The sequence below is a fragment of the Synechococcus elongatus PCC 11801 genome (assembly GCF_003846445.2).
GTDB classification, from domain to species: Bacteria; Cyanobacteriota; Cyanobacteriia; order Synechococcales; family Synechococcaceae; genus Synechococcus; species Synechococcus elongatus_A.
Genome location: NZ_CP030139.2, coordinates 2,667,499 through 2,693,173, shown reverse-complemented (window position 1 = coordinate 2,693,173; position 25,675 = coordinate 2,667,499). Strand labels below are relative to the sequence as shown.

Here is a 25,675-nt window from a genome sequence, read left to right as displayed (position 1 = left end):
CGATGCCGTCAGCCGGTTTGCCGGCAGTCCCTTTCTCCGCTGATGCCATGAACGTCGCTGCCCCAGCCGCTACTCCTGCTCCTTCTACCTTTGCTGTTGAGTTACCAACCTGGCTTGAACACAGCCTGGGTCAAGAAGAGCAGCCTGATACCTCTGCTGATAGTGACGACTGTTTAATTGCTCGCGCCTTCCGATTTGCTTACTCCCTGCATGAAGGCCAATACCGTGCTTCCGGCGAGCCCTACATTGCTCATCCCGTTGCTGTAGCGGGAATCCTGCGCGATCTCGGTGGCAGCGCAGCAGTGATCTGTGCTGGTTTTTTGCACGATGTTGTCGAAGACACGGAAGTCACCCCCGAGGAGATCGAAGAGCGATTTGGTGGGGAAGTCCGTCAGCTCGTCGAAGGCGTGACTAAGCTTTCCAAGTTCAACTTTTCCAGTAAGACTGAACAGCAAGCCGAGAACTTCCGGCGAATGTTTTTGGCGATGGCGCAGGACATCCGCGTCATTTTGGTCAAACTGGCCGATCGCCTCCACAACATGCGGACACTGGAGCATCTCGCTGCCACCAAGCAGAAGCGGATCGCCAAAGAGACGATGGACATCTTTGCTCCGCTTGCCAATCGCTTGGGGATTGGTCGCGTCAAGTGGGAGCTGGAAGATCTCTCGTTCAAATACTTGGATGCGGAGCAGTACCGCTCAATTCAAGGGCATGTCGCTGAAAAGCGGGCCGATCGCGAGGCTCGGCTGGAACAATCGGTCCAAATTCTGCGCGATCGCCTAGGGCAGATTGGGATTCAGCCCGTTGATGTCAGTGGCCGCCCCAAACACCTTTACAGCATCTATCGCAAGATGCAGATGCAGCAGAAGGAATTCCACGAAATTTTTGATGTGGCGGCGCTGCGGATTATCGTCAACAGCAATGACGAATGCTATCGAGCACTCGCCGTTGTTCACGATGCTTTTCGACCAATTCCCGGTCGTTTTAAAGACTACATTGGCCTGCCCAAACCCAACCGCTATCAATCCCTGCATACAACCGTCATTGGGCTGTCGGGTCGTCCCCTAGAAATTCAAATTCGGACGCTGGAAATGCACCGAATTGCTGAATACGGGATCGCGGCTCACTGGAAATACAAAGAAAGTGGCGGTTCAGCTGGGAAGTTCTCAACGGAAGATGAGAAATTTACTTGGCTGCGGCAGTTGCTGGAATGGCAACATGATCTCAAGGATGCCAAGGAATATCTAGAGAATATTAAAGACAACCTCTTTGATGAGGATGTCTATGTCTTTACTCCCGGCGGCGATGTGATTGCCTTGGCGCAGCGATCGACACCGGTTGACTTTGCCTATCGCATCCACACCGAAGTCGGGAACCGTTGCGCGGGGGCGAAGGTCAATGGCCGGATTGTGCCGCTGGAAACCCGCCTCAACAACGGCGATATCGTCGAAATTCTCACCCAAAAGAACGCCCGTCCTAGCTTGGACTGGCTAAATTTTGTCGTTACGTCGGCGGCCAAAAACCGGATTCGTCAGTGGTACAAACGCAGCCACCGCGACGAGAATATTGCGCGCGGCCGCGAAATGCTCGAGAAAGAGCTGGGTAAGCCCGGCTTTGAAGCGCTGCTGAAATCAGAGCCGATGCAAAAGGTTGCAGAACGCTGCAACTACCCCAGCCCCGATGACCTGCTGGCGGCGATCGGCTACGGCGAGATGACCATTACCTTGGTGGTCAATCGGATCCGTGATGCCGTGCGATCGCAGCAACCGGCACTGCTGGAAGGAACCGAAACTGCACTGTCCGACGCCGACTTGGCTGCAACCCTCAGCCAAGCGACTCAGCGCCACGATGCCCAGCGCCCCGTCAGCCGATCGCCAATTATTGGCGTTGAAGGACTGGTTTATCGGCTGGCAGGCTGTTGTAATCCTCTGCCCGGCGAGTCCATTCTGGCGGTTGTCTCGCGCGGTAATCACGGCATTGCCGTCCATCGTCAAAGCTGCCCGAATGTGGAAGGGATCGAGGGCGATCGCTTAATTCCAGTCTGCTGGAACCCAGACGAAATCAAAGCACCACGGCCGCAGACCTACCCCGTCAATGTTCAGATCACGGTGCTCGATCGCGTGGGCGTCCTGCGCGACATCCTCACCCGCCTCAGCGACAACAACATCAACGTCCGCAATGCTCAGGTGAAAACCACACCCGGTAAGCCCGCCATTATCGATCTCTGCATCGATCTTGCCAGTGCTGATCAGCTGGGACGGACGTTTTCCCAAATCCGTCAGATGAGCGATGTGCTGCATATTCGGCGGCTGTCGAGCGGCAGCGATGACGAGCTTTGATAGTTCAGGAATTGGCGTTGCATGCCAGGGATATGCAGCAATATAGGTAGCTACGATTAACTAACCTATTTTTGACTCACTCTATCCATCTATTGATTCACAATCTTAGGTTTAAGGTAATCCCTGTTCTTTTCTAGCTCATACCTTAAGTCGATAGGACTTAAGAACCCATACTTGGAGACTCGCCCTAGTCAGTGGCTTTATCATTTAGCCTGATAACCATTGATTAAAAACTAGGTTTCAGTCGTGCGTGACTTCTTGAAAAACGTGACTGATGGTTTGGTGCCAGCAGTAACAGCTAATATTTCTGCTGCTGCTCAAGCCGCGATCGATGGCGCTGCAACGCTGTTGACCCCAGGGGCTGGTGTTATCCGCCAAGACGGTGCAGTGAGCCAAAATCCCCAGGCTTTTGGTTTTGCTTTTGAGCACCTGCAGGCGATTGGCTACAACCTACAGTCCAGTCTGCAAGGAAGTGGTAACCGTGCCTGGCAAGTGCCTGCGGATGGTACCGCTGCTGGCACTGACATCTATGTGACAGATGCTGTGGGCCGCATGATCGCATCGATTCAGGCCAAAGTTGGTAGCGCTGACTATGTGACCCGTCAGGTTAACAGCGGTCGCTATGGTGACCAAGCGGTTGTCACCGATGCAGCCAATCAGGGTATTGACGGCGCATCAGTCGTGATTGAGGTGGACGGCATTCGGAGTCTGCCAATTGACCGCGGTACAGCTGAATGGGTTGCCGCCCATCCCTTTGAAGCCGCAGCTTTAATTGAAGTAGTAGCAATTGGGGGCGAAGCAGTCGCTGGCGGCGTTTCGGGGGCTGCCATCAATGCTGCGATCGCCACAATGCTGGAAGGAATTAAGTTGGCTGGAGCCTACGCTCGGGGAGAAGGTGCACCGAGTGAGGAACAGTTACAAGCCTTTCAGCAAGTAGTGCTGCAGGCGCTCCAAGCTGGTTTTATCCGAGGTGCCGCTATTAAGTTGCTGCAACGGCTTCTCCAAGGCAATGCCTTTGCAGTTTTGGGCTTCGCGATCGCGGCCGAAGCTGCGCCGGCCCTGATTCAGATGCTGCAGGGACACTTGACCCTTGAACAAGCGATCGCGCAAGTGGGGCCATCCGCCTTAACTGCGGGCATGGTCACCACCGTCGTTTTACTCTTCCCACCTGTGGGCGCCCTTCTCTTCAGCGCCTCTGTTTTGCAAGCTGTCTGGGCAGAGGTCACGCCAGAGTTTCGAGCCTACGTGCTGGAGGGCATTGCAGCAGCCGGTCGGGGAGCTGTGGCCGGTGTCCAAGCAGGTCAAGCGCACCTAAAAGCTCAGCCATGGGATTTATTCGGAGCTTCTTCTGCCAGCGCCCTGGCGTCCTCCGCCGAAATGCAAGCGATGCAGGGCGAGCTGGATAGCCTGCTGGAGTAGTCCAACACCCAAAAGTTCGCCAGGAGGTTTCTCAATCCACGATTGGGGCGAGAAAGGATGCTCTAAAGCAGAACTTGCGTTTATGATCACAGCTAATTGATCGGCGTCTTGAGAACTGCGATGCAAGCAACTGCTGAGGACTCGTCAGTTAACTTTGAATTTCTAAAACCCTTTGACTACCCGCTCTATAACTACGCCCTCTTAGCTGAAAAGATCCATCAACTAACGGCTGCCGATCCTTGCCTCTGTCAACTTCGCCTCTTTTCTGAACATTTAGCTAATGTCATAGCGACTCAGTACAATCTTGAACGTCCTCGAAAAAAGCGCTGGAATCAGGCACAGCTTCTGGAGAACTTACGGTCGCAGCAAATCATTGAAGGCAGAATCTACCGTCTTTTGCAGTGGTTTCGTGAGACTGGAAACAAAGCCTGTCACTGTAATGAAAAAGGGGTGCATTTACTCAACGATCTACCTGATCGCTTTACACCAGATGACTCTCTAGAAGGTTTGCAGAAAGCCCAAGAGTTAGGGGCTTGGTACATTCAAGCTTGCCATTCTCAAGAATTTGTAAAACCGGTCTTTAAACCACTTTCTCAGAATAATTCTGGGAGCACTGACAACCCACAACCCTCTCTTGAAGAACTGAATCGCAGAGTTCAACAGCTCGAGGCCTCGCTTTCAGCCAGTTTGCGACCTTATCTACTGCGACAGATTGATTTCGCAGTCGAGGGTCTTGGCACAGGTGTTGAAACTGGGAAAGAACATCTCAAGACCAATCCCTGGGACATCTTCGGAGCTTCTAAGGCAAGCTCAGCAGCCTCTACAACCAAGATGCAGGCCATGCAAGCAGAACTTGACAGTTTATTGGAGTAATTAATGTCTCGCTTTCAATTAGGTCAAATCGTCAAGCATGGTCATAGCGTGGCAGCCCATTATGCCGTTGTCGTTGCTGAAGATCGAACAATTGGGTGGACTAATGATTCCAGCTTGGAAGTCAAACCAATTCAGGGAATTGCTTGGGAGGCAGTAGCGCTAGAGGGTGAAGCCTTTCCATTTGACCAAATCAAAGCCAATATTCGGGCTTTTCGCAATTCACTCAGCTTAGAGAATGCACCTCGCTATCACTTGACAGAGTTCAATTGTGAACACTGGGCAACGCTGATGGTGACAGGGCGAAGCTACTCAACCCAGAGCGGAGCAGTCAAGTTTGGGACTGCCGAGATTGTTGGCGGGGCAATGATTCTTGGCGGAGCCTCTGCTGGAACTGTTGTGACGATCGCCTCTCTCGTTGGGGCGGCAGCCTCAACTGGAACAGCAATCAGTACCTTGAGTGGCGCAGCTGCCACCAATGCTGCAATGGCTTGGCTCGGAGGGGGAGCGGTAGCAGCGGGTGGTGGCGGAATGGCAGCGGGCAGCGCAATCTTAGCTGCAGTTTCTACCGGGGGAGCTGTGATTGCGATCGCTGGAGTTGGAGTCATCACGAAGAAGGTCTGGGACAACCTCGACGAAGCTCAACGACAAGAAATTATTGAAAAGGTCGATCGCGCCACGCCGGAGCAAGTGAAGGTTTTGGCAAATACAACATCGGAAGCTGTTCAAAGCTTTGTAGCAGAGACAAGTCAGTGGATTGGAGACCAGTCATCACAACTTGCGCAGGCTGTACGTCAGGCCATGCCACCGGAGATCAAACAGCAAATAAAAGGTTTGTTAGGCACTGGGCAAGAAGCTTTAGAAGCAACTGGCGAGTTCGCATATCAGACTTGGGATTCTACTCAAAAAGCTGCTCAAGGCTTATTCGATAAAGCAGGTCATCAACTAGGTCGCTGGTTCAAATAACTAATTGACTAAAAAGTGACTATTTCCTGAAGCTTTAGTAGACAACTATCTATTGAAGCTTGGAGTTTCATCCTAGAAACAAGAAGTGACATAGATTAATGGGGAGGGGGGTAAATTTCCCAACTTTTGGCTTGACCCATATTCGTAAGAATGGTCAAAAAATTAATAATAAAAATTTATTCTTCTGAAGAAATCAGTAATTGAGCGGCGATCGCGGCCAGTTTTTGAGCAGCACCGGCCTCACCGCGCACAGCTCTTAGTTCTGCTTGCATCGCTGCTAGTTTCTCTGGGTGCTGGAGATAGTCGAGAGCGATCGCGGCAATATCCTCGGGGTAATACTCGCCGATCAATTCCGGTACGATCGCCCGCTTTGCCCAAATATTTGGCCAAGCTAGCAGCCCGACTTTGCGCAAGGCCAAGGTATTGATCAGACTAGCGATCGCGTCGCCTAGCAACGGCAACTTGACCAGCAAGCCCGGCAAGCCATCCCAGGCTTTCATGGCATCACGTTTCTGGGTTGGTAGCAGCACCAACATTGGCACCGCTAACGAACCCAATTCCGCGGTATTGGCACCGATCGTGGTCAGACAGAGCTGGCACTGGGCCAACTCTACATAGGCCGGAGATTCAGTGATCAGCCGTACGGTCAGCCCTTTTTCGGTCGTCAGCACCCAACCCTCGGGCTGCTCCTGTAAACGAGCGGAACTGCCCCGAAACATAGCAATGACTGGATTTTGATCTGCATCTGCATAGCGGGCAATCTGCTGCGGTTGTACCGTGGGTGCGAGCGGCAGAATGAACTCCATCTCTGGTTGCTGGGCCGCGATCGCCTCAGCTGCCGCCAGCATGAAGGGTAAGCCGATCTGCAATTTAGCCGCCTTGGATCCGGGCAGAAGCCCCACCCGCGATCGCGTCGACTCCGCTTGGGCTTGCGCCGACACTTCCGCCATCAAGTCGCCAACGAGCTGGAATTTGTGGCGATCCTGCTCCGGTGCTTTTTCAATTACTTGCGGCGTCATCACTGCAAAGGCATCAGCCCAACCGGTCCAGCGGGCTTCCCATTCCGCGTAGATCAAGCAGCGGTAGCCCAAGCGGCGGGCAATCCAGAGGGCAAAAAACTGATCGCCGCCGAGAAAAATGACTAAGCCCTGCGATCGCCAATCCCAGTTATCCGCAGTTTTGCCCCAGAGCAAAAATGGCCAGAAATGCTCAACCGATTGAATGCGATCGAGTTCGGGATAACGGGCTGCCGCTGCCGCTTCCTGCCCGGTGCCGTTGCTGCAAGGTGCGAGGACGAGGGAGAGACGCAGGCGATCGCGATCGTTGCCCAACTGTTGTCGCAGAGCCTTGACCACTGGCCGCACCCAGGTCGCAACTTCCCCAGGGCCATTGGACAGAATCAGAATATCCATACGCATCCTCTTGGCCCCACCATCAAACCAAGAAAGCAGGCTAGCGTTTTGCTCTCCTGCTTTCCGGTTTTATGAGTGCGGATGGCGAGACTTGAACTCGCATGGCGTAAGCCACACGCCCCTCAAACGTGCGTGTCTACCAATTCCACCACATCCGCGTGGCTGCACTCGGTTAAAAGCGCTTAAGTACTATAACGAGCGATCGCCGGACTCGGCAAGAGGGGCCGACAGGCTGCATGATAGGATTCGGTTGCTCAAAACGGCGTTGCTGCCGTTCTGCTGCCGCTAGCAATTCCTGGCTGCCGCTGCTCCTATGCGTTTCAACAAGATCCTGATCGCCAATCGCGGCGAAATCGCCCTGCGTATTCTCCGCACTTGTGAAGAACTTGGGATCGGGACGATCGCCGTTCATTCCACTGTGGATCGCAACGCGCTCCATGTGCAGTTGGCGGATGAGGCGGTCTGTATTGGTGAAGCAGCGAGCAGCAAGAGCTATCTGAATATTCCCAACATCATTGCCGCAGCGCTGACGCGTAATGCCAGTGCCATTCATCCCGGCTATGGCTTCTTGGCAGAAAATGCTCGCTTTGCAGAAATCTGCGCCGACCATCACCTCACCTTTATTGGCCCCAGCCCCGACTCGATTCGGGCGATGGGCGATAAGTCCACGGCGAAGGAAACAATGCAGCGCGTCGGCGTGCCGACCATTCCTGGCAGCGATGGTCTGCTGACGGATGTAGAGGCAGCCGCCAAAGTGGCTGCTGAAATCGGCTACCCCGTCATGATCAAAGCGACGGCGGGCGGCGGCGGTCGTGGCATGCGCTTGGTGCGCGAAGCAACGGATCTGGAAAAGCTGTTCCTAGCTGCCCAAGGTGAAGCTGAAGCAGCCTTTGGTAATCCCGGTCTTTACCTTGAAAAGTTCATCGATCGCCCCCGACACGTCGAATTTCAAATTCTGGCGGATGCCTATGGGAACGTTGTCCACCTCGGCGAACGTGACTGTTCGATTCAGCGCCGCCACCAAAAATTACTAGAGGAAGCGCCTAGTCCGGCTCTATCGGCAGATCTGCGGCAGAAGATGGGCGATGCTGCCGTCAAAGTTGCTCAGGCGATTGGCTATATCGGTGCAGGCACTGTGGAGTTTCTGGTCGACGCGACTGGCAACTTCTACTTCATGGAGATGAATACTCGCATCCAAGTTGAGCATCCAGTTACGGAAATGGTGACGGGTCTGGACTTGATTGCTGAGCAGATTCGGATTGCTCAGGGAGAAGCGTTGCGATTCCGGCAAGCGGATATTCAACTGCGGGGTCATGCGATCGAATGCCGGATCAATGCGGAAGATCCCGAGTACAACTTCCGACCGAATCCTGGTCGAATCACCGGCTATTTGCCGCCCGGTGGCCCCGGTGTACGAGTCGATTCCCACGTCTACACGGACTACGAAATTCCGCCTTACTACGATTCGTTGATCGGCAAGCTGATCGTTTGGGGGTCCACGCGTGAGGAGGCGATCGCACGGATGCAGCGCGCTCTGCGGGAATGCGCCATCACCGGTTTGCCGACCACTCTAAGCTTCCACCAGTTGATGTTGCAGATGCCGGAGTTTCTACGCGGGGAACTCTATACCAACTTCGTTGAACAGGTGATGCTGCCACGGATCCTCAAGTCCTAGCGCTGCGATTGCCCGTCATATTCATTTCATCCGAGGAGAGGCCATGCTGCTGCGACGCTCTCGACTGCGCTGGCTACCCGGTCTGCGATCGCTGTTGCACTACCAGCCAGCTTGGCTACGGGGCGATCTACTCGCTGGTGTGACTGTGGCCGCCTATTTGATTCCCCAGTGCATGGCCTATGGGGAGCTTGCAGGGCTGTCACCGATCGTCGGCCTCTGGGCCATTTTGCTCCCGCTATTCCTCTACACCTTTTTAGGCTCCTCGCCTCAGCTCTCGGTGGGGCCAGAATCGTCCACAGCAATCATGACCGCAGTGGCGATCGCACCGATCGTGGCTCAGGGCGATGCTGCCTACCCGGCGATCGCGGCATTGATGGCTTTGTTGGTGGGCCTCGTCTTTCTGGTGGCCTACAGTCTGCGACTGGGCTTTCTAGCCGATTTACTCTCGAAGCCGATTCTGATTGGCTACATGACGGGCATTGGTCTGGTGATGATCACAGGCCAGCTGGCCAAGACGAGTGGGATTCCGATCACGTCACAGACACCCCTAGGGGAGATCCGAGAGTTTGTGACCGGACTGGCCAACCTACACTGGCCGACAGTCGGTGTGTCGCTATTGGTGCTGTTTTTTTTGGTCGTGATTCAGCGGCGCTTCCCCACCGCTCCGGGGCCTCTTTTGGCTGTGCTGTTGGCCACGCTGCTGGTTGCCAGCTTCCAGTTAGATAACCAAGGTGTCAAAGTCATTGGCACGATTCCGGCTGGCTTGCCGCGCTGGCAACTGCCGGAGTTTCGCTGGCAAGACTGGCCGACCTTAACTGCCTCAGCAATCGGGGTGGCATTGGTGGGCTACTCCGACAACATTTTGACGGCTCGAACATTTGCCGTTCGCCATCGCTATGAGATTGATGCCAATCAAGAGCTGTTGGCCTTGGGCGTCGCCAACTTGGGCAATAGCTTTTTCCAGGGCTTTCCAATCAGTGGCAGTACCAGTCGCACAGTGATTGGCGATGCGCTGGGGAGTCGCACCCAACTGTTTTCTCTCGTCAGCTTGGGGACTGTTCTGCTGGTGTTGTGGTGGTTTCGTCCGGTCTTGGCGCAATTCCCCCAAGCAGCGCTGGGCGCGATCGTGATTTATGCAGCAACAAAGCTGATCGATCTGCAAGAGTTTTATCGCCTGCATCGCTATCGCCGCAGTGAATTTTGGCTGGCGATTGTGACGACGGTTGGTGTTTTGACCACCAATATGCTGATTGGGGTCGGGGTTGCCGTCAGTCTCTCAGTCATTGATCTCTTTGCCCGTTTGGCGCGTCCTCACGCTGCGATTTTGGGCGAAATTCCGGGGATGGCGGGGCTGCATGACATTGAAGATTGGCCCCAGGCCCAAACTTTCCCTGGCTTGGTGATTTTTCGCTATGACGCCCAGCTCTGTTTTGCCAATGCCGAAGACTTTAAGCGGCGGGTACTCATCGCGATCGCAACGGCGCCGCAACCCGTGCAGTGGTTGTTGCTCAATGCCGAAGCGATCATTGATTTGGATGTGACGGCAGCAGACAAGCTGTTGGAACTGGTGCGGGAGCTGCAACAGCGGGGTGTGACCCTCACCATTGCCCGCGCCAAGCAAGAGCTGATTGCGGAACTCGATCGCGTGGGGTTGGTGGAACGGATTGGGGGTGAGCATTTCTATCCCACCTTGCCAACAGCGATCGCGGCCTTTCAACAGTTCCGCCGGAGCCAGATCGCTGATGAGCCACCCCTGACGGCGGGCTGAACGCGATCGGAGTTTGGCCAGAACTGCGAGACTGAAAAGAGCAATCCGGCACGGGAGTTCCTATGGCGCTGATGACGCTGCGCAACGTCAGCAAAGACTACGGTCTGAAAGTCTTGCTACAGTCAGCGAGCTTCAGTGTGAGCGATCGCGATCGCATTGGTTTGATTGGTCGCAATGGCTCAGGGAAATCGACCCTTCTGCGCATTTTGGCCGGCTTAGAAACGGCAGACAGCGGCGATATTCAACGACAGTCTGGCCTACGCACCGTCTATGTGCCTCAGGATCCACAGCTCGACCCTGAACGCACTGTTTTGGAACAAGTCTTTGCCGATGCTGGTGAGCAACTGCAGCTCGTTCGCGACTATGAAGCGATTTCTGAGCAACTCGCGACCGCCCAAGGGGAGACAGCGGAAGCCTTGATGGCGCGACTGACGAGCTTAAGTCAGCAACTCGATGCGCAGGATGCCTGGGGACTGGAAACCCAAGCCAAGATTGTCCTCAGTCGCCTTGGCATTCACAACTTTCAGCAGCGAGTCGGCGATCTCTCGGGGGGCTACCGCAAGCGGCTAGGGTTGGCTTCAGCTCTGTTAGCGGATCCAGAGCTGTTGCTCTTGGACGAGCCAACCAACCACCTTGATGCCGATTCCGTTGAGTGGCTGCAGTCCTTTCTCAGCAAGTTTCGAGGGGCGTTGGTTTTGATCACCCACGATCGCTACTTCCTCGATCGCGTCACCAATCGCATCTTGGATCTCGATCGCGGTGAGTTATCTGCCTATGACGGCACTTACGCTTACTACTTGCAGAAAAAAGCCGAGCAAGAAGCGGCTGCAGCCAGCAGTGCCCACAAGTTTCAAGGTGTGTTGCGGCGGGAACTCGCATGGCTTCAGCGCGGGCCTAAAGCGCGGAGTACCAAACAAAAGGCTCGGATTCAACGCATTGAGGAAATGCGATCGCAGGAGGGTCGGGCCGCTGCGGGACGGGTCGAAATTGCAGCCGCCAGTCAGCGCCTCGGTAAGACAGTAGTTCGCCTCGAAAATGTCAGCAAACGCTTCGGCGATCGCCAACTGATTCAGAACTTTTCCTACGAGGTCAGTCCTGAGGAACGGCTGGGGATTATTGGCCCGAACGGGGTGGGTAAATCTACTTTGCTCAACTTGATGACCGGGCAGCTCGCCCCGGATGAAGGCAACGTAGTTCAGGGCAGCACTGTTTGCTTTGGCTATGTCGATCAGCAGGCGGAAGGACTAGAACTGGCTGCACAAAAGCAACAGCGGCCAATTGATTATCTCCGCGAAGAAGGTGAGTATCTCCCCCTTGGCAATGGCGAGAAACTGAGTGCCAGTCAGCTCTTGGAGCGTTTTCTCTTTCCCCCGGCACAGCAATATGCCCCGATCGCTGCACTCTCTGGTGGAGAAAAGCGACGCCTTTATTTACTCCGAATTTTAATGACAGCACCGAATGTGCTGATTCTGGATGAACCCACGAATGATCTCGACATCCAAACCCTCGCTGTCTTAGAAGAGTACCTTGAAGACTTTCCGGGTACCGTGATTGTCATTTCGCACGATCGCTACTTTCTCGATCGCACAGTGGATTCCATCTTGGCGTTTGAGCCGACAGGGGAACTACGACATTATCCTGGCAACTATTCCGTCTATTTGGAATATCAACAGAAACAAGCAAATTCCACAGAAATAGAATCTCTCAAACAGTTAAAATCCAACGCAGAACGTTCCTCCAATCAACCCTCGCGATCGCAACAGCGACGACTATCCTTCAAAGAAAAACGAGAATTAGAGCAGCTTGAGCTACAAATTCCGGTTTGGGAAGCTGAAAAAGCAGAAATTGAGTCCAAGCTTTATCAAGATGGCTCAGGTGGTTTTAGTCAACTGCAAGCACTCTCTGAGCAACTAGCAGAACTTGAAAACCGGATTGAGACAGGCACTGAACGCTGGTTAGAGCTATCAGAAGTTGCCAGTGCTTCTTGAAACTTTAAAGAGTTCTGAATTGGGAAAACAGCATAATTGTGCCAGCAGTTATGTATTTCATTATCATTTTTGTAGCCAAAAATACTGAAACTTCTAAAACTTTTTAGATTTTTAGTCAACTGTTTCGATTAAGGCTGCTGCTGAGCAGGGACAATCAATAGACAGCAAGCCCCATCCAGCTTCGTTAGACTAGGAAAGAAGCGACTGATCAACTATCAACTTCGCCCAAAGATTGATCAAATCAATTCTTATTGTTGAGTCTTGCATTGTTGCCAGACACAAGACACAATCATGAAAACCCGATAAGTCTTATGAGAGAAATCGGTAGTTCGCTGTTTAATGCCCATGTGGTAGCAAAACTGCTCAATGTCCTTGGCAGCCTTTACGGGATTAAGCTCCCTCGTCAATACGCGCTTGGCTGATCGGCGCTTTTGGCTAGGAAGTCTTGTCACCTTTTGCCTGTTTTGGGTGACAGCCCGTTTGGGAATTGACTATGGCTCGTTACCACCCAGCAATTTAACTGTAGCTTGGCTGCCGGCAGGTATTGGCTTAGTCGCTTGCATTGCCTTGGGCTATCGGGCAGTGATCGCGATTTGGCTCGCAGCCTTTTTGATTAACCTACAGGACTTTACCAATCTCGGAGGCTGGCAGTGGGGCTCCGAACTGTTCCATAGCTTTTTAGCAGCACCGATCAATGCCAGTCAAGCCGCGATCGCCTATACCTTGTGGCGGCGTTTTCTCGGGGCACCCATTCAGAAAAGTCGCCAGCTGTGGCCCCTAATTGGGTGGGTGTGTCTGCTGCCGACTGCTCTGACCTTACCCATCCTCGTCGCTAACCAAGCTTTTGGTGGCTTTTTACCCTGGGATGACGTACCCAATAGTCTATTGACCATTTGGATCGGTGACTCCCTCGGAATTTTCTTAGTTTTGCCCCTCTACGATGGCTGGCGACAGAACCGACATCTTGGCCGCAAGAGCTTAGGTTGGCTCGGACTGAGTTTCGCCGCCCTCGTTCTCATCCTCGTTTTAACTTTTGTCCTCTACCCGGTTTTTCTGGGGGTAACACTCTTAGCCTTACTGGGATTGGCCTTGCAGATCGGCCTACTGGGCAGCGCTCTGGGTGCAACTGCCCTGTCAATTGTTGCGCTTCTAGCAACCCGTCAGGGACTGGGGCCATTTCATCGTCTAGACCCCGATCACCCTGATATCGCAGTGATCTTGCTGATGTTTAGCATCAGTCTCGCTGTCCATATCGTTGGCCTTCAATATTCTGAAATTCGTCGCCAGCGCGATCGCCTCCAGTCAGCAATTGATGAGCAAACCAATCATTTATTGAATGAAATTGAAGAACTCGATCAAACGCGAAGAGAGCTAGAAGACTCCAAGATTTTTACTGAAAACTTAATCCAAGCAGCTAATGCGATGGTTGTCCTCCTCGACTTGGAGGGACGGATTCAAGAGATCAACCCGATCGCAGAAGCAATTACTGGCTATCATCGTTCCGAAATTCTCGGTAAAAACTGGTTTGAATCAATCGTTCCGCGCGATCGCTATCCCAATGTCTGGGAACAGTTCAAGAATTGCGGCACCCAAGATATTCCCCACAACTTCGAGAATCCGATTCTCACCAAGGATGGACAAGAGCGCTACATCGTTTGGCGCAATAGTAGAGTCTTCAGAAAAAATGAGTGTATTGGTTCGGTCTCCTTTGGCATCGATATCACCGATCGCCGTGCCAGTGAAAAAGCCTGGGAACGACAGGCTTGTTATGATTTCTTGACTGGACTAGCCAACCGATTTTTACTGCAAGAGCAAGGTCAAGAACTTCTCTTGCTCGCTCAACGAAATCAAGACACACTGGCAGTTATTTTCATTGACCTCGATCGCTTCAAGGAGGTGAATGATAACTTTGGCCATGAAATGGGCGATCGCGTTTTGACAGAAGTTGCCCAACGCATTCGACAATCAGTTCGCCAAAGCGACCTCATTGCCCGTCTCAGTGGCGATGAATTTATCGCGATCTTGCCGAACACAGATGCTCAAGGAGCAGCTATCCTCGCACAAAAACTTCAACAGCAAATCACTCAGCCAATTTTGCTCAACAATCGCAGTATTCAACTGACCACCAGCTTAGGGATTAGTCTCTATCCCGTTGATGGCGATGACCTTGAGGTTCTGATCAAAAAAGCTGATGCTGCAATGTACAGTATCAAAGAAGGTGGACGAGATGCCTTTAGCTTCTTTACTGCAACGATTGGTCAACGGCTACAAGAGCGGCTTGAATTCGAAGCTGATCTCAGAGCAGCGATCGCCCGTGATCAATTCAAACTCTTTTACCAGCCGCAGATCAGCCTCGAAGACAACAGTATTATTGGTTTAGAATCTCTACTCCGCTGGCAGCATCCACGGCTAGGCTTATTGATGCCCAAAGACTTTCTGCCCATTGCCATTGAAATTGGCTTGATGGAGGAAATTCAACAATGGGTACTCAAAACTGCTTGCACTCAAAACGCACTCTGGCAAGCACAAGGCTTAAAATCAGTTCCGATCGGGATTAATTTCTCGGGCTTCCCCATCCAAGGATTCTGTCCCCAGATTCACGACATTCTCGCTCAGTCTGAGTTACGGCCACAGTACATCGAACTCGAGTTGAATGAGGCAATCTTGGCAGAGCAAGAGCTGAGCGGAAATAAAGGACTACGCCAGCTGAAAAATTTGGGCTTAAAGATTGCTGTTGATGACTTTGGCTGTTCCGAATCCACTCTCGCCTGTCTCCGCAATGAAGGTCTCAATCGTATGAAGATTGATGCATCCTTGATTCAAGTACTTGAGCAAGATCCTTCGATGCAGAAAATTGTGACCGCCATTATTGACTTAGGTCTAAGCCTAGGTTTAAGAGTTTTGGCTGAAGGGGTCGAAACAGAATTTCAACGGCAATGGTTGAAACAACGAGGCTGTCATGAGATCCAAGGCTTTTTAATGTCTTTTCCCTTGCCTGCAGAAGCCGTTCCTGAAGTTCTGGCAAACGGCCTCTAAACTAAAAAATCTTGGCCAAGCGTGGGTAGGTGCTTGGCCAAGATCTTGCTTTTAGCTAAAGACAGTCAGACGACTTAAGCCTGATAAGCCTTGATACATTCTTCAACTAATGCCTGAACGGTTTCAGGCCCTTCCCAACCAAGAATTTCAGTCACTTTTTTCTCGAGGTTCTTATAGGAACGGAAAAATTCCGCAATTTCATCAAGACGATGGGGAGCAATATCGCTGAGGGTTTTCACTTCAGCGTAGCGAGGATCTTTGGCCGGAACGCAGAGTAGTTTCTCATCGCGATCGCCGCCGTCGATCATTTCCAGCATGCCAATCGGGCGAGCAGCAATCACACAGCCTGGGAAAGTTGGTTGGTCGAGAATGACCATGCCATCGAGAGGATCGCCATCATCGGCGAGTGTGTTGGGAATGAAGCCGTAATCGTAGGGATATTGCACCGAGGAATAGAGGACGCGATCGAGTGCAAAAGCATTGAGATCTTTATCAAATTCGTATTTGTTTTTGCTTCCCCCGGGAATTTCAATGAGGACATTCACTAAACCCGGTTTGGGTTGGGCGGGGATGCGGGAAAGGTCCACTGGCGTTCTCCAGAATCGTCTCTAGGGGCAGGAACAGTCCTGCCGTTTTGATTGTCTCATTCCCTAGTGACCCTCTCGGGCGCCTGTGGCGATCGCCGGTGAATGGGGTCCTGATTGGGGAGTTGGGGTAAAGCGATGAAAGCCTGTAGACCACATTTCAGCCATCCCTCAAACCTGCATTGGACATTTGGACTGTTGGGATTGATCGCGATCGCCCAGCCCCTACCGCTCAAGGCCATGCCACTCAGCAATTCTGAAGCACCACCGCTCGAAAACACTACCTGGGAGCTGGTTAGTTTTGTCCAGCGTGGGCAGGAACAGGCTGCCGCGATCGCTCCCGAACAACAAGCCATCCTCAAGCTGCAATCAGAACCCAACAACCCTCAGCTCCAAGGCAGTACGGGCTGTAATTCTTTTTTTGGAAGCTATCGCTGGGAACCGAAGACTGCCCAGCTGACACTCCAACCAGCAGGCTCTACCCTGCGGGCTTGCCTGTCGCCAGACTTGAATCAACAAGAGCAAGCCCTGTTCACAGGGCTACCGCAAGTCACTACCTATACGCTCGCAGGCGATCATCTCCAGCTTCGGAATGCTAGCCAGGAAATCCTGTTCACCTTTCGGGTGCCACCCATGCTCGCATTGACTGAGACGGCATGGGTGCTGCAGCAGTACAACAACGGCAAAGGGGCGCTGACCACACCGATCGCTGGCAGTATGGTGACCGCCCAGTTTCAGTTTGATGCGGAGAACCAGCGATTGTCTGGTTCAGCAAGCTGTAACCGCTACTTTGCGTCGTATCAGGTTCAGCAGCAACAGTTGACGATTGGGTCAATTGGCAGCACGCGCAAAGCCTGTGCCCCCGATCAAATGCAGCAAGAGCAATCTTTCCTACAGCTCTTGAAAGCCACGCGCTCCTACCAAATTGAGGGCGATCGTCTCCAACTGTACGACGGGCAACAGCAAGTTCTTGCTGTCTTCTCGGCTCAAGTCCAGCGTTGAATCGGGTCTAGCCTTGCTAAAGGCAACTCTTGGAGCATTCAGCCTCGCCTGGGTATGGACCCGCGTGGTCTGCTGACATTCTGCGATCGCCCCTAGATGATTTCCTAGGTTCCTTCGCGTAGCTTGTCGAGCACCGAGCGATCTTCCAGCGTGGACGTGTCGCCCGAGACTTCTTGACCGGCAGCAAGACTACGCAACAGACGGCGCATAATTTTGCCCGAACGCGTTTTGGGTAGCGCCTCACTAAAGCGAATCTCATCAGGACGCGCGATCGCGCCAATCTCTTGGGCGACATGTTTCTTCAGGTCTTTGACCAGCTCATCACCCGTCTCAATGCCTGATTCCAGCGTGATGAAAGCGACGATGCCTTCACCCTTCAGCTCGTCGGGACGACCGACAACAGCAGCTTCGGCGACTGCCGGATGGGAAACCAAAGCCGACTCAATTTCCATCGTGCCGAGACGGTGACCCGAGACGTTGATCACGTCATCGACGCGTCCCATCACCCAGAAGTAACCGTCCGCATCACGGCGAGCACCATCGCCCGCAAAGTAGAGATACTGACCGTTCTGGGGCGGAATGTGCTCCCAGTAAGTACGGCGGAAGCGATCGGGATCACCGTAAACCGTGCGCATCATGCCCGGCCAAGGATGGCGAATTACTAGATAGCCGCCCTCGTTATCCGGCACCGATCGCCCATCGAGGTCGACCACATCTGCCAGAATGCCGGGAAAAGGCTTAGTGGCAGACCCTGGTTTAGTCGGCACAGCCCCTGGCAGCGGCGTAATCATGTGGCCGCCGGTTTCGGTCTGCCACCAGGTATCAACAATCGGGCAGCGATCGCCGCCAATGACGCGGTGATACCACATCCAAGCTTCGGGGTTGATTGGCTCGCCAACCGTGCCCAATAGCCGCAGTGAAGAGAGATTGCGGGAAGCCGGATGCTGCTCACCCATTTTGATGAAGGCCCGGATCGCCGTTGGGGCGGTGTAGAAGGTTGTCACCCCATACTTTTCGATCACATCCCAGAAGCAACCCGGATTGGAGGCGCGGGGAGCCCCTTCATACATCAGGGTCGTGGCGCCGTTAGAGAGCGGGCCATAGACGATATAACTGTGGCCGGTAATCCAGCCGACGTCCGCCGTACACCAGTAGACATCGGTGTCTTGTAGGTCAAAGGTCCACTGACTAGTGATGTGGGCGTAGAGGTTGTAGCCGCCGGTGGTGTGAACAACACCCTTGGGTTTGCCCGTGCTGCCGGAGGTATAAAGCACGAACAGCAGGTCTTCGCTATCCATTGGCTTAGCCGGACAGTCAGCACTTACCGTCTGCTGCAGTTCATGCCACCAATGGTCGCGCCCCGGTTCCATGTGGATTTGCTGCTTGGTGCGTTCAACCACCAAGACGTTTTGAACGCTGGGGCAAGCATCCCCTTCCAGCGCTTTATCAACGGAATCTTTGAGCGGCACGATCGCATCTTTGCGCCAGCCGCCATCGGCCGTGACGACCAACTTGGCTTGGCCATCGACCAAGCGATCGCGCAGAGCTTCTGCACTGAAGCCACCGAAGACGACGCTGTGAACTGCGCCGATCCGCGCACAGGCCAGCATTGCGATCGCGGCTTCGGGAATCATCGGCATGTAAACACCGACGACGTCACCTTTTTGGACTCCTAGAGACTTGAGCACGTTGGCGAACTGGCAGACCTCGCGATGCAATTGCGCGTAAGTCAGGGTGCGAGAGTCACCCGGTTCGCCTTCCCAGATAATCGCCGCTTTATTTTTACGCCAAGTCGTCAAATGGCGATCGAGGCAGTTGTGAGAAATGTTGATCTTGCCACCGACAAACCACTTGGCAAACGGCGGATTGCTCCAGTCCAGTACCTGTTGCCACGGTTCAAACCAGTCCAGCTCCTGCGCCGCTAATTCGCCCCAAAAGGCTGCCGGATCCGCAGCGGCTTTCTGGCTGAGGGCTTCGTAGGCTTCAGGGGTAATGCGGGCCGCGCTGGTAAATTCAGCCGAGGGAGTAAAAACCCGCTTTTCCTGCAGAATCGACTCGATCGTGGGCTGGCTCATGGTCGGTGGCTGAAACGTGCTTGAATACGGGCGAGGAGCGGCGATCGCTCCCTGAAAACCATACCGAATCCCGATCAGGGTAGGGTGGCGACGTAGCGTTTTGTGACAGACCCCATGCTGCAAGCCGTGATTTATGACCTCGACGGTCTGTTGCTGGACACGGAGCCGATTCACGCTCAGGTTTACGACGAAGTCGCGCAGCAGTTTGGGGTTCAGCTCGATCCGGTCTTGCAGGCAAAGTTACGTGGTCGCCCCTCCCATGAAACCTCGCGACTGATTGTCGAGGCTCTGAACTTGCCGGTCTCGCCAGCTGAGTTTCTGGCGATTCGCAAACCGATCATCGAAGCACGGGTTGCCCAGTCGCCTGCTCGCCCCGGGGCTGCAGAATTAGTGCGATCGCTGCATCAGCAAGCTTGTCCCCAAGCAATCGCCACGAGTTCTACCCAGCCCGCTTTTACAATCAAAACCCAGCAGCATCAGCCTTGGGTACAACTAATTGATCTCGTGGTTTGTGGTGATGATCCACAGCTCGAGCGTCCTAAGCCTGCGCCCGACATTTTTTGGTTGGCTGCCCAGCGGTTGGGAGTTAAACCAGAAGATTGTCTAGTCTTTGAAGATTCGATCAGCGGTGTTCGGGCTGCACTGGAAGCTGGGATGACCGTGGTCGCTGTGCCCGATCCTGTCGATCGCGATCGCCTACCGACGGGTGTTCATCATTGCCTCGACAGTTTGGCGGAGCTGCAAGACCGCGATCGCTACCAGACAATTTTTGGGAAACTCCCGCTGTCAGTCTGATGGCGATCGGGTCAGGAATGCTGGCAGGGCCTGCTTCAAATTCAGTCGCATTGACAGGAATAAGACTACTAGGGCCTCAGTCTCTCTGTTTGGCTGAGAACTCCCGCTTCCATTGACAGTCGTTACGATTGCGGCGAATTAATGTCGTCCACATTGAGAAGCCATGACTAATGCTACGCAAGCCCCACCAACCGTGCTACCGAAGCGACGAGTTAATAATGCTTTCCGTAATCTGATGTCTTTGCATTGGTGGATGGCCTGGGCTTACCTCGTGTTGTTCGTGGGTGGAAGCATTATGGCTCAACTACCACGCGAGGTTTCCTTCCGGTCTAGCCTCTATGATTTCCACAAGTCGATCGGGATTTTGACAATTGGTTTACTGCTAGGCCGAGTGCTGCTGTTGCTGCGGGTTTGGTGGCGAAAATACTCGCGTCAATTTCCCCAAACCTCTGCTCATTGGTGGCGCAGACTTCTGCTGCATAGCAGTCTCTATGGATTTATGATTGTCGTTCCTGTGACAGGAATTCTTCTATCTAATTCCTTCAGATCCAATAATGTCAAATTCTTTGGCATTATTATCCCCGATATATTTCCCCAGAATGCTGCCATGGTCGAAGTGGGACGCAGCTTACACTTTTGGTTAGCTTATAGCTTCTTGATGTTTGTTGTTGTTCATATAATTGATCAGTGGAAAGTGGTTCGTGCGATCGTACGCCGGTGGAAAAACTGGTCACAAACATTGATGCAAAGCACTGCTAATCGGGTGAGCAAGGCTGAGAGTGATCGCTAGCGTGATCGTTTAAGATAAGCAGTTTTCATCAAGAGGAATGAGGATGGATCTGCGATCGCAATTGGTCACATGGCAAACGGCGTTAACTGCGCCGGAGGCTGACTGGATCGCGATTCAGCAGCAGGGACAAGCGATCGCGATCGCCTTAGCTCAGACAGACAGCGATCGCTATCTGACCTATCGCCTCGAAATTGAAAAGCATCTGCGGCTATTACAGCTCGATCTCAGCTTTTGGCAGCGCAGCCGCGATCCGCAGAGCCAGCAAGTGCGAGTGGCAGCCCTACAGCAGCGGCAACAGACCCTCATCCGCTACTGTGAGGCGGTGCTTACCGCGATCGCTGCATGACTGCACCTCTCTTAGCTATTGATCAGCTCTCTGTCACCTATCCGGGAGCTGATCATCCCGCTGTGCAACAGCTGTCGCTGGAGCTCTCTGCCGGAGAGCGTCTCGGGCTCGTGGGTGAGTCAGGTTGCGGCAAGAGTACCCTAGGGCGCGCGATTTTACGGTTGTTGCCGCCGGGCAGTCTTCAGCAAGGAGACATTCGCCTTTCTGGACAGTCGATTCGCCAATTCCAAGGGCGATCGCTCCAACAGTTTCGCGGTGGGCAGGTCGGACTCGTCTTCCAAGACCCGATGACCCGCCTCGATCCACTGCAGACGATCGGCAATCACTTGCTGGAAACGCTGCAGGTTCATCGCCCCCAACTCAGTCGTCGTCAGGCCAAACAGCAGGCTTTGAGCTGGCTGGAACGAGTGCGGATCCCTGCTAATCGTTGGTCCCAATATCCGCATCAATTTAGTGGCGGGATGCGGCAACGCTTGGCGATCGCGCTGGCACTGCTTCTGCAGCCACGCCTTGTGATTGCTGATGAGCCAACCACCAGTTTGGATGTGACGGTGGCGGCGGAAATTTTGCGGGAGCTGACGCGCCTGTGCAGCGAAGAAAACACCAGCCTGCTGCTGATCTCCCATGATTTGCCGATGGTGGCTGCCTACTGCGATCGCATTGCAGTGCTCTACAAGGGGGCGTTAGTCGAAACAGGCGAGACAACTGCTGTCCTGACTCGGCCCCAACATCCCTACACGCAAACGCTGTTGCAATCAGCCAGAACTGCGATCGCGGCTGCGCCATCGACCGTTCCTGCCACAGCACCGCTATTGCAACTAGAGAACGTCACTCAACACTTTCGTGTTGCTCAATCTTGGCTACAGAGCTGGCGCGGCGGCGGTGAGATTGTGCGGGCAGTCGATGGTCTGAGTCTGGAAGTTTGGCCCGGCGAAACTTTGGGACTGATTGGCGAATCGGGCTGTGGCAAAAGTACACTCCTACGCACGATTCTGCAGTTACTCCGACCCAGTCAGGGCAAAGTCCTGTTCCAAGAACAGGATTTGACGCAACTGCCTGATCGCCGCTTGCGATCGCTACGGCGCGAGATTCAACTGATCTTTCAAGATCCGGCAGCTTGTCTCAATCCCCGCCTCCGCATTGGTGAAGCGATCGCCGACCCCCTCAAAATTCAAGGTCTTGCCAAAGGTGCCGCAGCTCAGCAACAAGTGCTGGCAATTCTGGAACAAGTGGGTCTGACGCCCGCTGCCAATTGGGTCGATCGCTATCCCCATCAACTCTCAGGAGGACAGCAGCAGCGAGTTGCGATCGCCCGTGCCTTGATTACTCGCCCGAAACTCGTCCTTTGCGATGAGCCGGTCAGTATGTTGGATGCCACGGTGCAGGCCCAAGTGCTGGCATTGATGCAGGATCTCAAGGAGCAGCTCAACCTCACCTACCTATTCGTCACTCACGATTTGCGGGTTGCGCGGGAGTTTTGCGATCGGGTTGCTGTTTTACAACGCGGGAAAATCGTTGAAATCGGCCCTGCAGCCCAGGTTTTAAGCGGGCCCGAACATCCCTACACGCGATCGCTCTTAGCATCGCTACCAGAGCTTCCAGTCGCAATTTGAACTGAAAATCACAACTTCGGTGATCAACGCTGGTAATATCTCTGCCAACCCTCGATTAGTGGGCTTTTTCATCTTGGTAATGCGAGGCTTATTGCAATGACATCAGCGCAAGCAACCAATTCATCCGCTCGCTTTCGTCCAGCCTCTGACTTCCCTCGCTCGATCGCCGGCATGGAGCAGGTGAAGGCTGAAGCAATCTACGCAGAGCTTCGCGACTGCCTCGTCTTCTCTAACCGTAGCCGTGGCCAACTCAACCGACGTAATCAGGAATACAAGAACAAAGCAATGCAGCTGCAATCAGATGTGCAGCGCCTTCGTTCTCTGATTCAGAAGCTAGAAGTTGATAAGATTCAGCTCGAAGCCAGCAAGCAGCAAGTCATTACCGAGCTTCAGGCAGAATTCGCCACAGTCTCCCAACATCTTGATGAGTTATCGAGTGCTTTCGATGAGATTCAAGATTTTGAGGAAATGCTCAAGACTCCTTTGGGATTGATGGCGAATCCCAGTCGTTTCATCCAGTTCTTACGCAAGATTGCCTCAATTGTGAGGTTTTGGCGGCAACCTGACCCAGCGCAACCCACGCTCGCAGACACAGAACAAGATCGGCGCGATCGTCCACAAATGTACGAAGGTCCTGCAGAAAACGGTCGGGCGCTTCTCGATCGCTAGGATCTAGGCATGGGTAAAGCAAAACTCCAGCGACTGCTGGGACAACTTGAGTCGGTGCAACTCGCCGATCGCCAGAATGCAGCGACCATCTACACCGCAGCAACGCTGGCCGTTCAAAAGCTGGAAGAACAGACTGCCACTACTCAACCAGTTGCTGCACTACCCGAAGCAGCACCAACTGATTTGTCGACCTTCAAGCAACAGTTTGCCAACCATCGTGCTTGCCGACAGTGGCTGAAAATGCAGGGCGTTCACTTCACCAAAACACCGAGCTGGAAAGATCTCTACCAAGGCTGGCGCTACTGGCTAGCAATTCAGCCTGCACTCGCTGCAACCCTGACAAGCCATCCTCTTCCATCCTCAGCTCGCTTTGAGATTACACCTCAACTCGCTCGACAGCAGCCAGAGTGACGATGAGTGAGCACCAGCTCCACGAATTTTGCTGCAAGGAAAATGCTGCTCACTTCATCTTCTCTCTGAAATAGAAGGCTCCAGAAAAACGAAAAAGCTCCTCTCCACAGTGGAGAAGAGCTGGGGGAGCTAGCGATGCAGCTAAGAGCCTAGTAAGCGTCTTGCAGCTCGTAGAAATCGGGCGAGATATAGTCTTTGCGCAAGGGCCAACCCACCCAGTCCTCGGGCATCAAAATCCGCTTGAGATTGGGGTGTCCCTCAAACTCAATGCCGTACATGTCGTAGGTTTCGCGTTCTTGCCAGTCAGCCCCTTTCCAGATCCAATAGACCGACGGAACTTTCGGATCATTACGGGGCAAGAAGACTTTCACCCGTACTTCCTGCGGTTGGCTGGCGTTATCACTGACTTTCGTCAGGTGATAAAAGCTGACCAAGTCCTGACCGGGACCCTGATCATAGCCGCCTTGGCACTGAAGGTAGTTAAACCCATAGGCAAACAGGGCAGCTGCGATCGGTAGTAACACCGCGCGATCGACTTGGACGATCTCAACCCCGAGGTGATCACGCTCCAAGGCCGTGTTATCAAAGCCGTTTTCACTCAACCAACGAGAGACCGGGCCAGCTTCAACAACCGCTGTTTCTGGCGTTGGCGTCAACTCTTCAGCCACGATCGCGACCCTCCTTCTCAGTCACCGGCAGTTGCGGGGCAACTGCAGCGCCAGCCGCAGCTGGCAACGGACCGGCTTGGCGAGCCGCTGTCCGCCAATATTCCCCAGTCAGCAATGGCGCAGTCGGCTTCATCTGATGGGTGGTGCTGTAGTAGCGATGGGTCTGCAGCAGTTTGCCGCGCTCTTGAATTGAGTCGTTGGCAACCTTCTTCCGGAGCTTCACGATCGCATCAATAATCGCCTCAGGGCGGGGCGGGCAACCGGGGATGTAGACATCGACGGGCAGCAGCTTGTCGACACCGCGCACCGTAGTGGTGGAGTCGGCGCTAAACATACCGCCCGTGATCGTGCAGGCACCCATGGCGATCACGTATTTGGGTTCAGGCATTTGCTCGTAGAGCCGTACCAGCGCCGGTGCCATTTTCATGGTCACGGTGCCAGCGGTGATCAGCAGGTCTGCCTGACGGGGGCTACAACGGGGGACCAAGCCAAAGCGATCGAAGTCGAAGCGGGAGCCAATCAGCGCCGCAAACTCAATGAAACAGCAAGCCGTCCCATACATCAGCGGCCACAGGCTCGACAGACGCGCCCAGTTGTACAGGTCATCCAGCGTCGTCAGAATAACGTTTTCTGACAGACCTTGAGTGACTTCGGGAGGGGCAGCCGGATTGCGAATCTCGGCAGGGTTTGTCAGGACCATTCCAAGGCTCCTTTGCGCCATGCATAGGCTAGACCAACAACGAGGATCGTGATGAAGATCAACGCCTCGACAAATGCCAGTAACCCCAGCCGATTAAAGGCGACGGCCCAGGGATAGAGGAAGACGGTTTCTACATCGAAGATCACAAAGACGAGCGCAAACATGTAGTAGCGCACGTTGAATTGGATCCAAGCCCCTCCAATTGGCTCCATCCCCGACTCGTAGGTCGTCCGTCGCTCCGGTCCTCGGCGACCTGGTCGCAACAAGCGCGAAGCGGTCAGCGAGAGGATGGGAACCAGTGAGCTAATGAGCAGAAAGCCAAGCAAATATTCGTAGCCGCTGAGGACAAACACGCCAAACTCCAGGCTGCAGTCGCTGTTCTATTCTGCCATTGCCGTAAATCGGCTCCGCAGAAATGCCTACTCTACTGTAGCGATCGCTGTCCCTCGGCTCATGCCTGCAAGGATTGCGATCGCCAATGTTCTTCCTCGATCACGGCTAAGGGGCTTCCGGCGATTGGCTTATGATCGCCTTTAGTTCTGCGCGATC

Annotated in this window: 21 protein-coding genes and 1 tRNA gene; 15 read left to right on the top strand and 7 right to left on the bottom strand. The window is 53.7% G+C overall.

Going from position 1 to position 25,675, the window contains the following annotated elements; translation table 11 throughout:
- Window positions 1-47 precede the first annotated feature (47 nt).
- The 4 genes from DOP62_RS13440 to DOP62_RS13425 all read left to right on the top strand — a co-directional run bounded on the left by DOP62_RS13440 (window position 48) and on the right by DOP62_RS13425 (window position 5,594).
- Window positions 48-2,339 carry a RelA/SpoT family protein gene (locus DOP62_RS13440; protein WP_208677086.1) on the top strand — a complete coding sequence of 764 codons (2,292 nt, stop codon included), beginning with the start codon at window positions 48-50 and terminating at the stop codon, window positions 2,337-2,339.
- Window positions 2,340-2,585: 246 nt separating this feature from the next.
- Window positions 2,586-3,758, top strand: a complete 1,173-nt coding sequence (locus DOP62_RS13435; RefSeq protein ID WP_208674119.1) for a hypothetical protein — start codon at window positions 2,586-2,588, stop codon at window positions 3,756-3,758.
- 120 nt (window positions 3,759-3,878) lie between these two features.
- Window positions 3,879-4,631, top strand: coding sequence for a hypothetical protein (locus DOP62_RS13430; RefSeq protein ID WP_208674116.1), 753 nt, complete (start codon window positions 3,879-3,881; stop codon window positions 4,629-4,631).
- A gap of 3 nt (window positions 4,632-4,634) precedes the next feature.
- Window positions 4,635-5,594: a hypothetical protein gene (locus DOP62_RS13425; RefSeq protein WP_208677110.1), complete on the top strand. Its 960-nt coding sequence runs from the start codon at window positions 4,635-4,637 to the stop codon at window positions 5,592-5,594.
- A gap of 176 nt (window positions 5,595-5,770) precedes the next feature.
- Here the strand turns inward: DOP62_RS13425 and DOP62_RS13420 are convergent, their stop codons facing one another.
- Together DOP62_RS13420 and DOP62_RS13415 are read right to left on the bottom strand one after the other, a co-directional pair.
- A complete protein-coding gene (locus DOP62_RS13420) occupies window positions 5,771-7,006 on the bottom strand; it encodes a lipid-A-disaccharide synthase (protein ID WP_261789858.1) in 1,236 nt (411 codons plus the stop codon).
- Between the two features lie 76 nt (window positions 7,007-7,082).
- Window positions 7,083-7,164, bottom strand: a tRNA-Leu gene (locus DOP62_RS13415).
- A 155-nt stretch (window positions 7,165-7,319) separates the two neighbouring features.
- On the opposite strand from DOP62_RS13415, the gene accC reads away from it, so the two are divergent.
- The 4 genes from accC (at window position 7,320) to DOP62_RS13395 (ending at window position 15,473) form a co-directional block, all read left to right on the top strand.
- The gene (gene accC, locus DOP62_RS13410; RefSeq protein WP_208674110.1) at window positions 7,320-8,681 is read left to right on the top strand and encodes an acetyl-CoA carboxylase biotin carboxylase subunit; all 1,362 of its coding nucleotides are present in this window, start codon (window positions 7,320-7,322) and stop codon (window positions 8,679-8,681) included.
- A 43-nt stretch (window positions 8,682-8,724) separates the two neighbouring features.
- Window positions 8,725-10,449: a solute carrier family 26 protein gene (locus DOP62_RS13405; protein WP_208674107.1), complete on the top strand. Its 1,725-nt coding sequence runs from the start codon at window positions 8,725-8,727 to the stop codon at window positions 10,447-10,449.
- A 62-nt stretch (window positions 10,450-10,511) separates the two neighbouring features.
- Window positions 10,512-12,437 carry an ABC-F family ATP-binding cassette domain-containing protein gene (locus tag DOP62_RS13400; RefSeq protein ID WP_208674105.1) on the top strand — a complete coding sequence of 642 codons (1,926 nt, stop codon included), beginning with the start codon at window positions 10,512-10,514 and terminating at the stop codon, window positions 12,435-12,437.
- Window positions 12,438-12,803: 366 nt separating this feature from the next.
- Entirely contained in the window at window positions 12,804-15,473 is a 2,670-nt protein-coding gene (locus tag DOP62_RS13395; RefSeq protein ID WP_208674103.1) for a bifunctional diguanylate cyclase/phosphodiesterase, read from the top strand.
- Between the two features lie 74 nt (window positions 15,474-15,547).
- On the opposite strand, the gene DOP62_RS13390 is transcribed toward DOP62_RS13395, so the two are convergent.
- Window positions 15,548-16,060 (bottom strand): inorganic diphosphatase, encoded by a 513-nt coding sequence (locus tag DOP62_RS13390; RefSeq protein ID WP_208674099.1) that lies wholly within the window; start codon window positions 16,058-16,060, stop codon window positions 15,548-15,550.
- A 135-nt stretch (window positions 16,061-16,195) separates the two neighbouring features.
- Here DOP62_RS13390 and DOP62_RS13385 point away from each other — a divergent pair, with 135 nt between their 5' ends.
- Window positions 16,196-17,059, top strand: a complete 864-nt coding sequence (locus DOP62_RS13385) for an META domain-containing protein (protein WP_208674097.1) — start codon at window positions 16,196-16,198, stop codon at window positions 17,057-17,059.
- 104 nt (window positions 17,060-17,163) lie between these two features.
- Here the strand turns inward: DOP62_RS13385 and acs are convergent, their stop codons facing one another.
- Window positions 17,164-19,134: an acetate--CoA ligase gene (gene acs / locus DOP62_RS13380; RefSeq protein WP_208674089.1), complete on the bottom strand. Its 1,971-nt coding sequence runs from the start codon at window positions 19,132-19,134 to the stop codon at window positions 17,164-17,166.
- Window positions 19,135-19,248: 114 nt separating this feature from the next.
- Between acs and DOP62_RS13375 the strand changes: the two genes are divergently transcribed.
- From DOP62_RS13375 to DOP62_RS13350, 6 genes are all read left to right on the top strand, one after another.
- Window positions 19,249-19,929 (top strand): HAD family hydrolase, encoded by a 681-nt coding sequence (locus tag DOP62_RS13375; protein ID WP_208674087.1) that lies wholly within the window; start codon window positions 19,249-19,251, stop codon window positions 19,927-19,929.
- A gap of 163 nt (window positions 19,930-20,092) precedes the next feature.
- The gene (locus DOP62_RS13370; protein WP_208674085.1) at window positions 20,093-20,719 is read left to right on the top strand and encodes a cytochrome b; all 627 of its coding nucleotides are present in this window, start codon (window positions 20,093-20,095) and stop codon (window positions 20,717-20,719) included.
- A 43-nt stretch (window positions 20,720-20,762) separates the two neighbouring features.
- A complete protein-coding gene (patD, locus tag DOP62_RS13365; protein WP_208674084.1) occupies window positions 20,763-21,065 on the top strand; it encodes a heterocyst frequency control protein PatD in 303 nt (100 codons plus the stop codon).
- Window positions 21,062-22,678, top strand: coding sequence for a dipeptide ABC transporter ATP-binding protein (locus DOP62_RS13360; protein ID WP_370538819.1), 1,617 nt, complete (start codon window positions 21,062-21,064; stop codon window positions 22,676-22,678). The genes patD and DOP62_RS13360 overlap by 4 nt, the downstream gene beginning before the upstream one ends.
- Before the next feature lie 96 nt (window positions 22,679-22,774).
- The gene (locus tag DOP62_RS13355) at window positions 22,775-23,347 is read left to right on the top strand and encodes a hypothetical protein (RefSeq protein WP_208674083.1); all 573 of its coding nucleotides are present in this window, start codon (window positions 22,775-22,777) and stop codon (window positions 23,345-23,347) included.
- Between the two features lie 9 nt (window positions 23,348-23,356).
- Window positions 23,357-23,758 (top strand): hypothetical protein, encoded by a 402-nt coding sequence (locus DOP62_RS13350; RefSeq protein ID WP_208674082.1) that lies wholly within the window; start codon window positions 23,357-23,359, stop codon window positions 23,756-23,758.
- A gap of 149 nt (window positions 23,759-23,907) precedes the next feature.
- Here the strand turns inward: DOP62_RS13350 and DOP62_RS13345 are convergent, their stop codons facing one another.
- From DOP62_RS13345 to ndhC, 3 genes are read right to left on the bottom strand one after another with little or no spacing between them, the layout of a single operon-like run.
- Window positions 23,908-24,426, bottom strand: a complete 519-nt coding sequence (locus DOP62_RS13345) for an NAD(P)H-quinone oxidoreductase subunit J (RefSeq protein WP_208674081.1) — start codon at window positions 24,424-24,426, stop codon at window positions 23,908-23,910.
- Window positions 24,419-25,126, bottom strand: a complete 708-nt coding sequence (locus DOP62_RS13340; RefSeq protein ID WP_338430228.1) for an NADH dehydrogenase subunit K — start codon at window positions 25,124-25,126, stop codon at window positions 24,419-24,421. Before DOP62_RS13340 ends, DOP62_RS13345 begins: the two co-directional genes overlap by 8 nt.
- Complete coding sequence (ndhC, locus tag DOP62_RS13335; protein ID WP_208674070.1) at window positions 25,117-25,479, bottom strand: NADH-quinone oxidoreductase subunit A; 363 nt, start codon at window positions 25,477-25,479, stop codon at window positions 25,117-25,119. The genes DOP62_RS13340 and ndhC overlap by 10 nt, the downstream gene beginning before the upstream one ends.
- Window positions 25,480-25,675 lie beyond the last annotated feature (196 nt).

What these genes read in the sequence shown, in the direction of transcription:
- DOP62_RS13440 (WP_208677086.1), top strand. Translation starts at nt 48, where the DNA reads ATGAACGTCGCTGCCCCAGCCGCTACTCCTGCTCCTTCTACCTTTGCT.
- DOP62_RS13430 (WP_208674116.1), top strand. Translation starts at nt 3,879, where the DNA reads ATGCAAGCAACTGCTGAGGACTCGTCAGTTAACTTTGAATTTCTAAAA.
- DOP62_RS13425 (WP_208677110.1), top strand. Translation starts at nt 4,635, where the DNA reads ATGTCTCGCTTTCAATTAGGTCAAATCGTCAAGCATGGTCATAGCGTG.
- DOP62_RS13420 (WP_261789858.1), bottom strand. Translation starts at nt 7,006, where the DNA reads ATGGATATTCTGATTCTGTCCAATGGCCCTGGGGAAGTTGCGACCTGG.
- accC (WP_208674110.1), top strand. Translation starts at nt 7,320, where the DNA reads ATGCGTTTCAACAAGATCCTGATCGCCAATCGCGGCGAAATCGCCCTG.
- DOP62_RS13405 (WP_208674107.1), top strand. Translation starts at nt 8,725, where the DNA reads ATGCTGCTGCGACGCTCTCGACTGCGCTGGCTACCCGGTCTGCGATCG.
- DOP62_RS13400 (WP_208674105.1), top strand. Translation starts at nt 10,512, where the DNA reads ATGGCGCTGATGACGCTGCGCAACGTCAGCAAAGACTACGGTCTGAAA.
- DOP62_RS13395 (WP_208674103.1), top strand. Translation starts at nt 12,804, where the DNA reads ATGTCCTTGGCAGCCTTTACGGGATTAAGCTCCCTCGTCAATACGCGC.
- DOP62_RS13385 (WP_208674097.1), top strand. Translation starts at nt 16,196, where the DNA reads ATGAAAGCCTGTAGACCACATTTCAGCCATCCCTCAAACCTGCATTGG.
- acs (WP_208674089.1), bottom strand. Translation starts at nt 19,134, where the DNA reads ATGAGCCAGCCCACGATCGAGTCGATTCTGCAGGAAAAGCGGGTTTTT.
- DOP62_RS13375 (WP_208674087.1), top strand. Translation starts at nt 19,249, where the DNA reads ATGCTGCAAGCCGTGATTTATGACCTCGACGGTCTGTTGCTGGACACG.
- DOP62_RS13370 (WP_208674085.1), top strand. Translation starts at nt 20,093, where the DNA reads ATGACTAATGCTACGCAAGCCCCACCAACCGTGCTACCGAAGCGACGA.
- patD (WP_208674084.1), top strand. Translation starts at nt 20,763, where the DNA reads ATGGATCTGCGATCGCAATTGGTCACATGGCAAACGGCGTTAACTGCG.
- DOP62_RS13360 (WP_370538819.1), top strand. Translation starts at nt 21,062, where the DNA reads ATGACTGCACCTCTCTTAGCTATTGATCAGCTCTCTGTCACCTATCCG.
- DOP62_RS13355 (WP_208674083.1), top strand. Translation starts at nt 22,775, where the DNA reads ATGACATCAGCGCAAGCAACCAATTCATCCGCTCGCTTTCGTCCAGCC.
- DOP62_RS13350 (WP_208674082.1), top strand. Translation starts at nt 23,357, where the DNA reads ATGGGTAAAGCAAAACTCCAGCGACTGCTGGGACAACTTGAGTCGGTG.
- DOP62_RS13340 (WP_338430228.1), bottom strand. Translation starts at nt 25,126, where the DNA reads ATGGTCCTGACAAACCCTGCCGAGATTCGCAATCCGGCTGCCCCTCCC.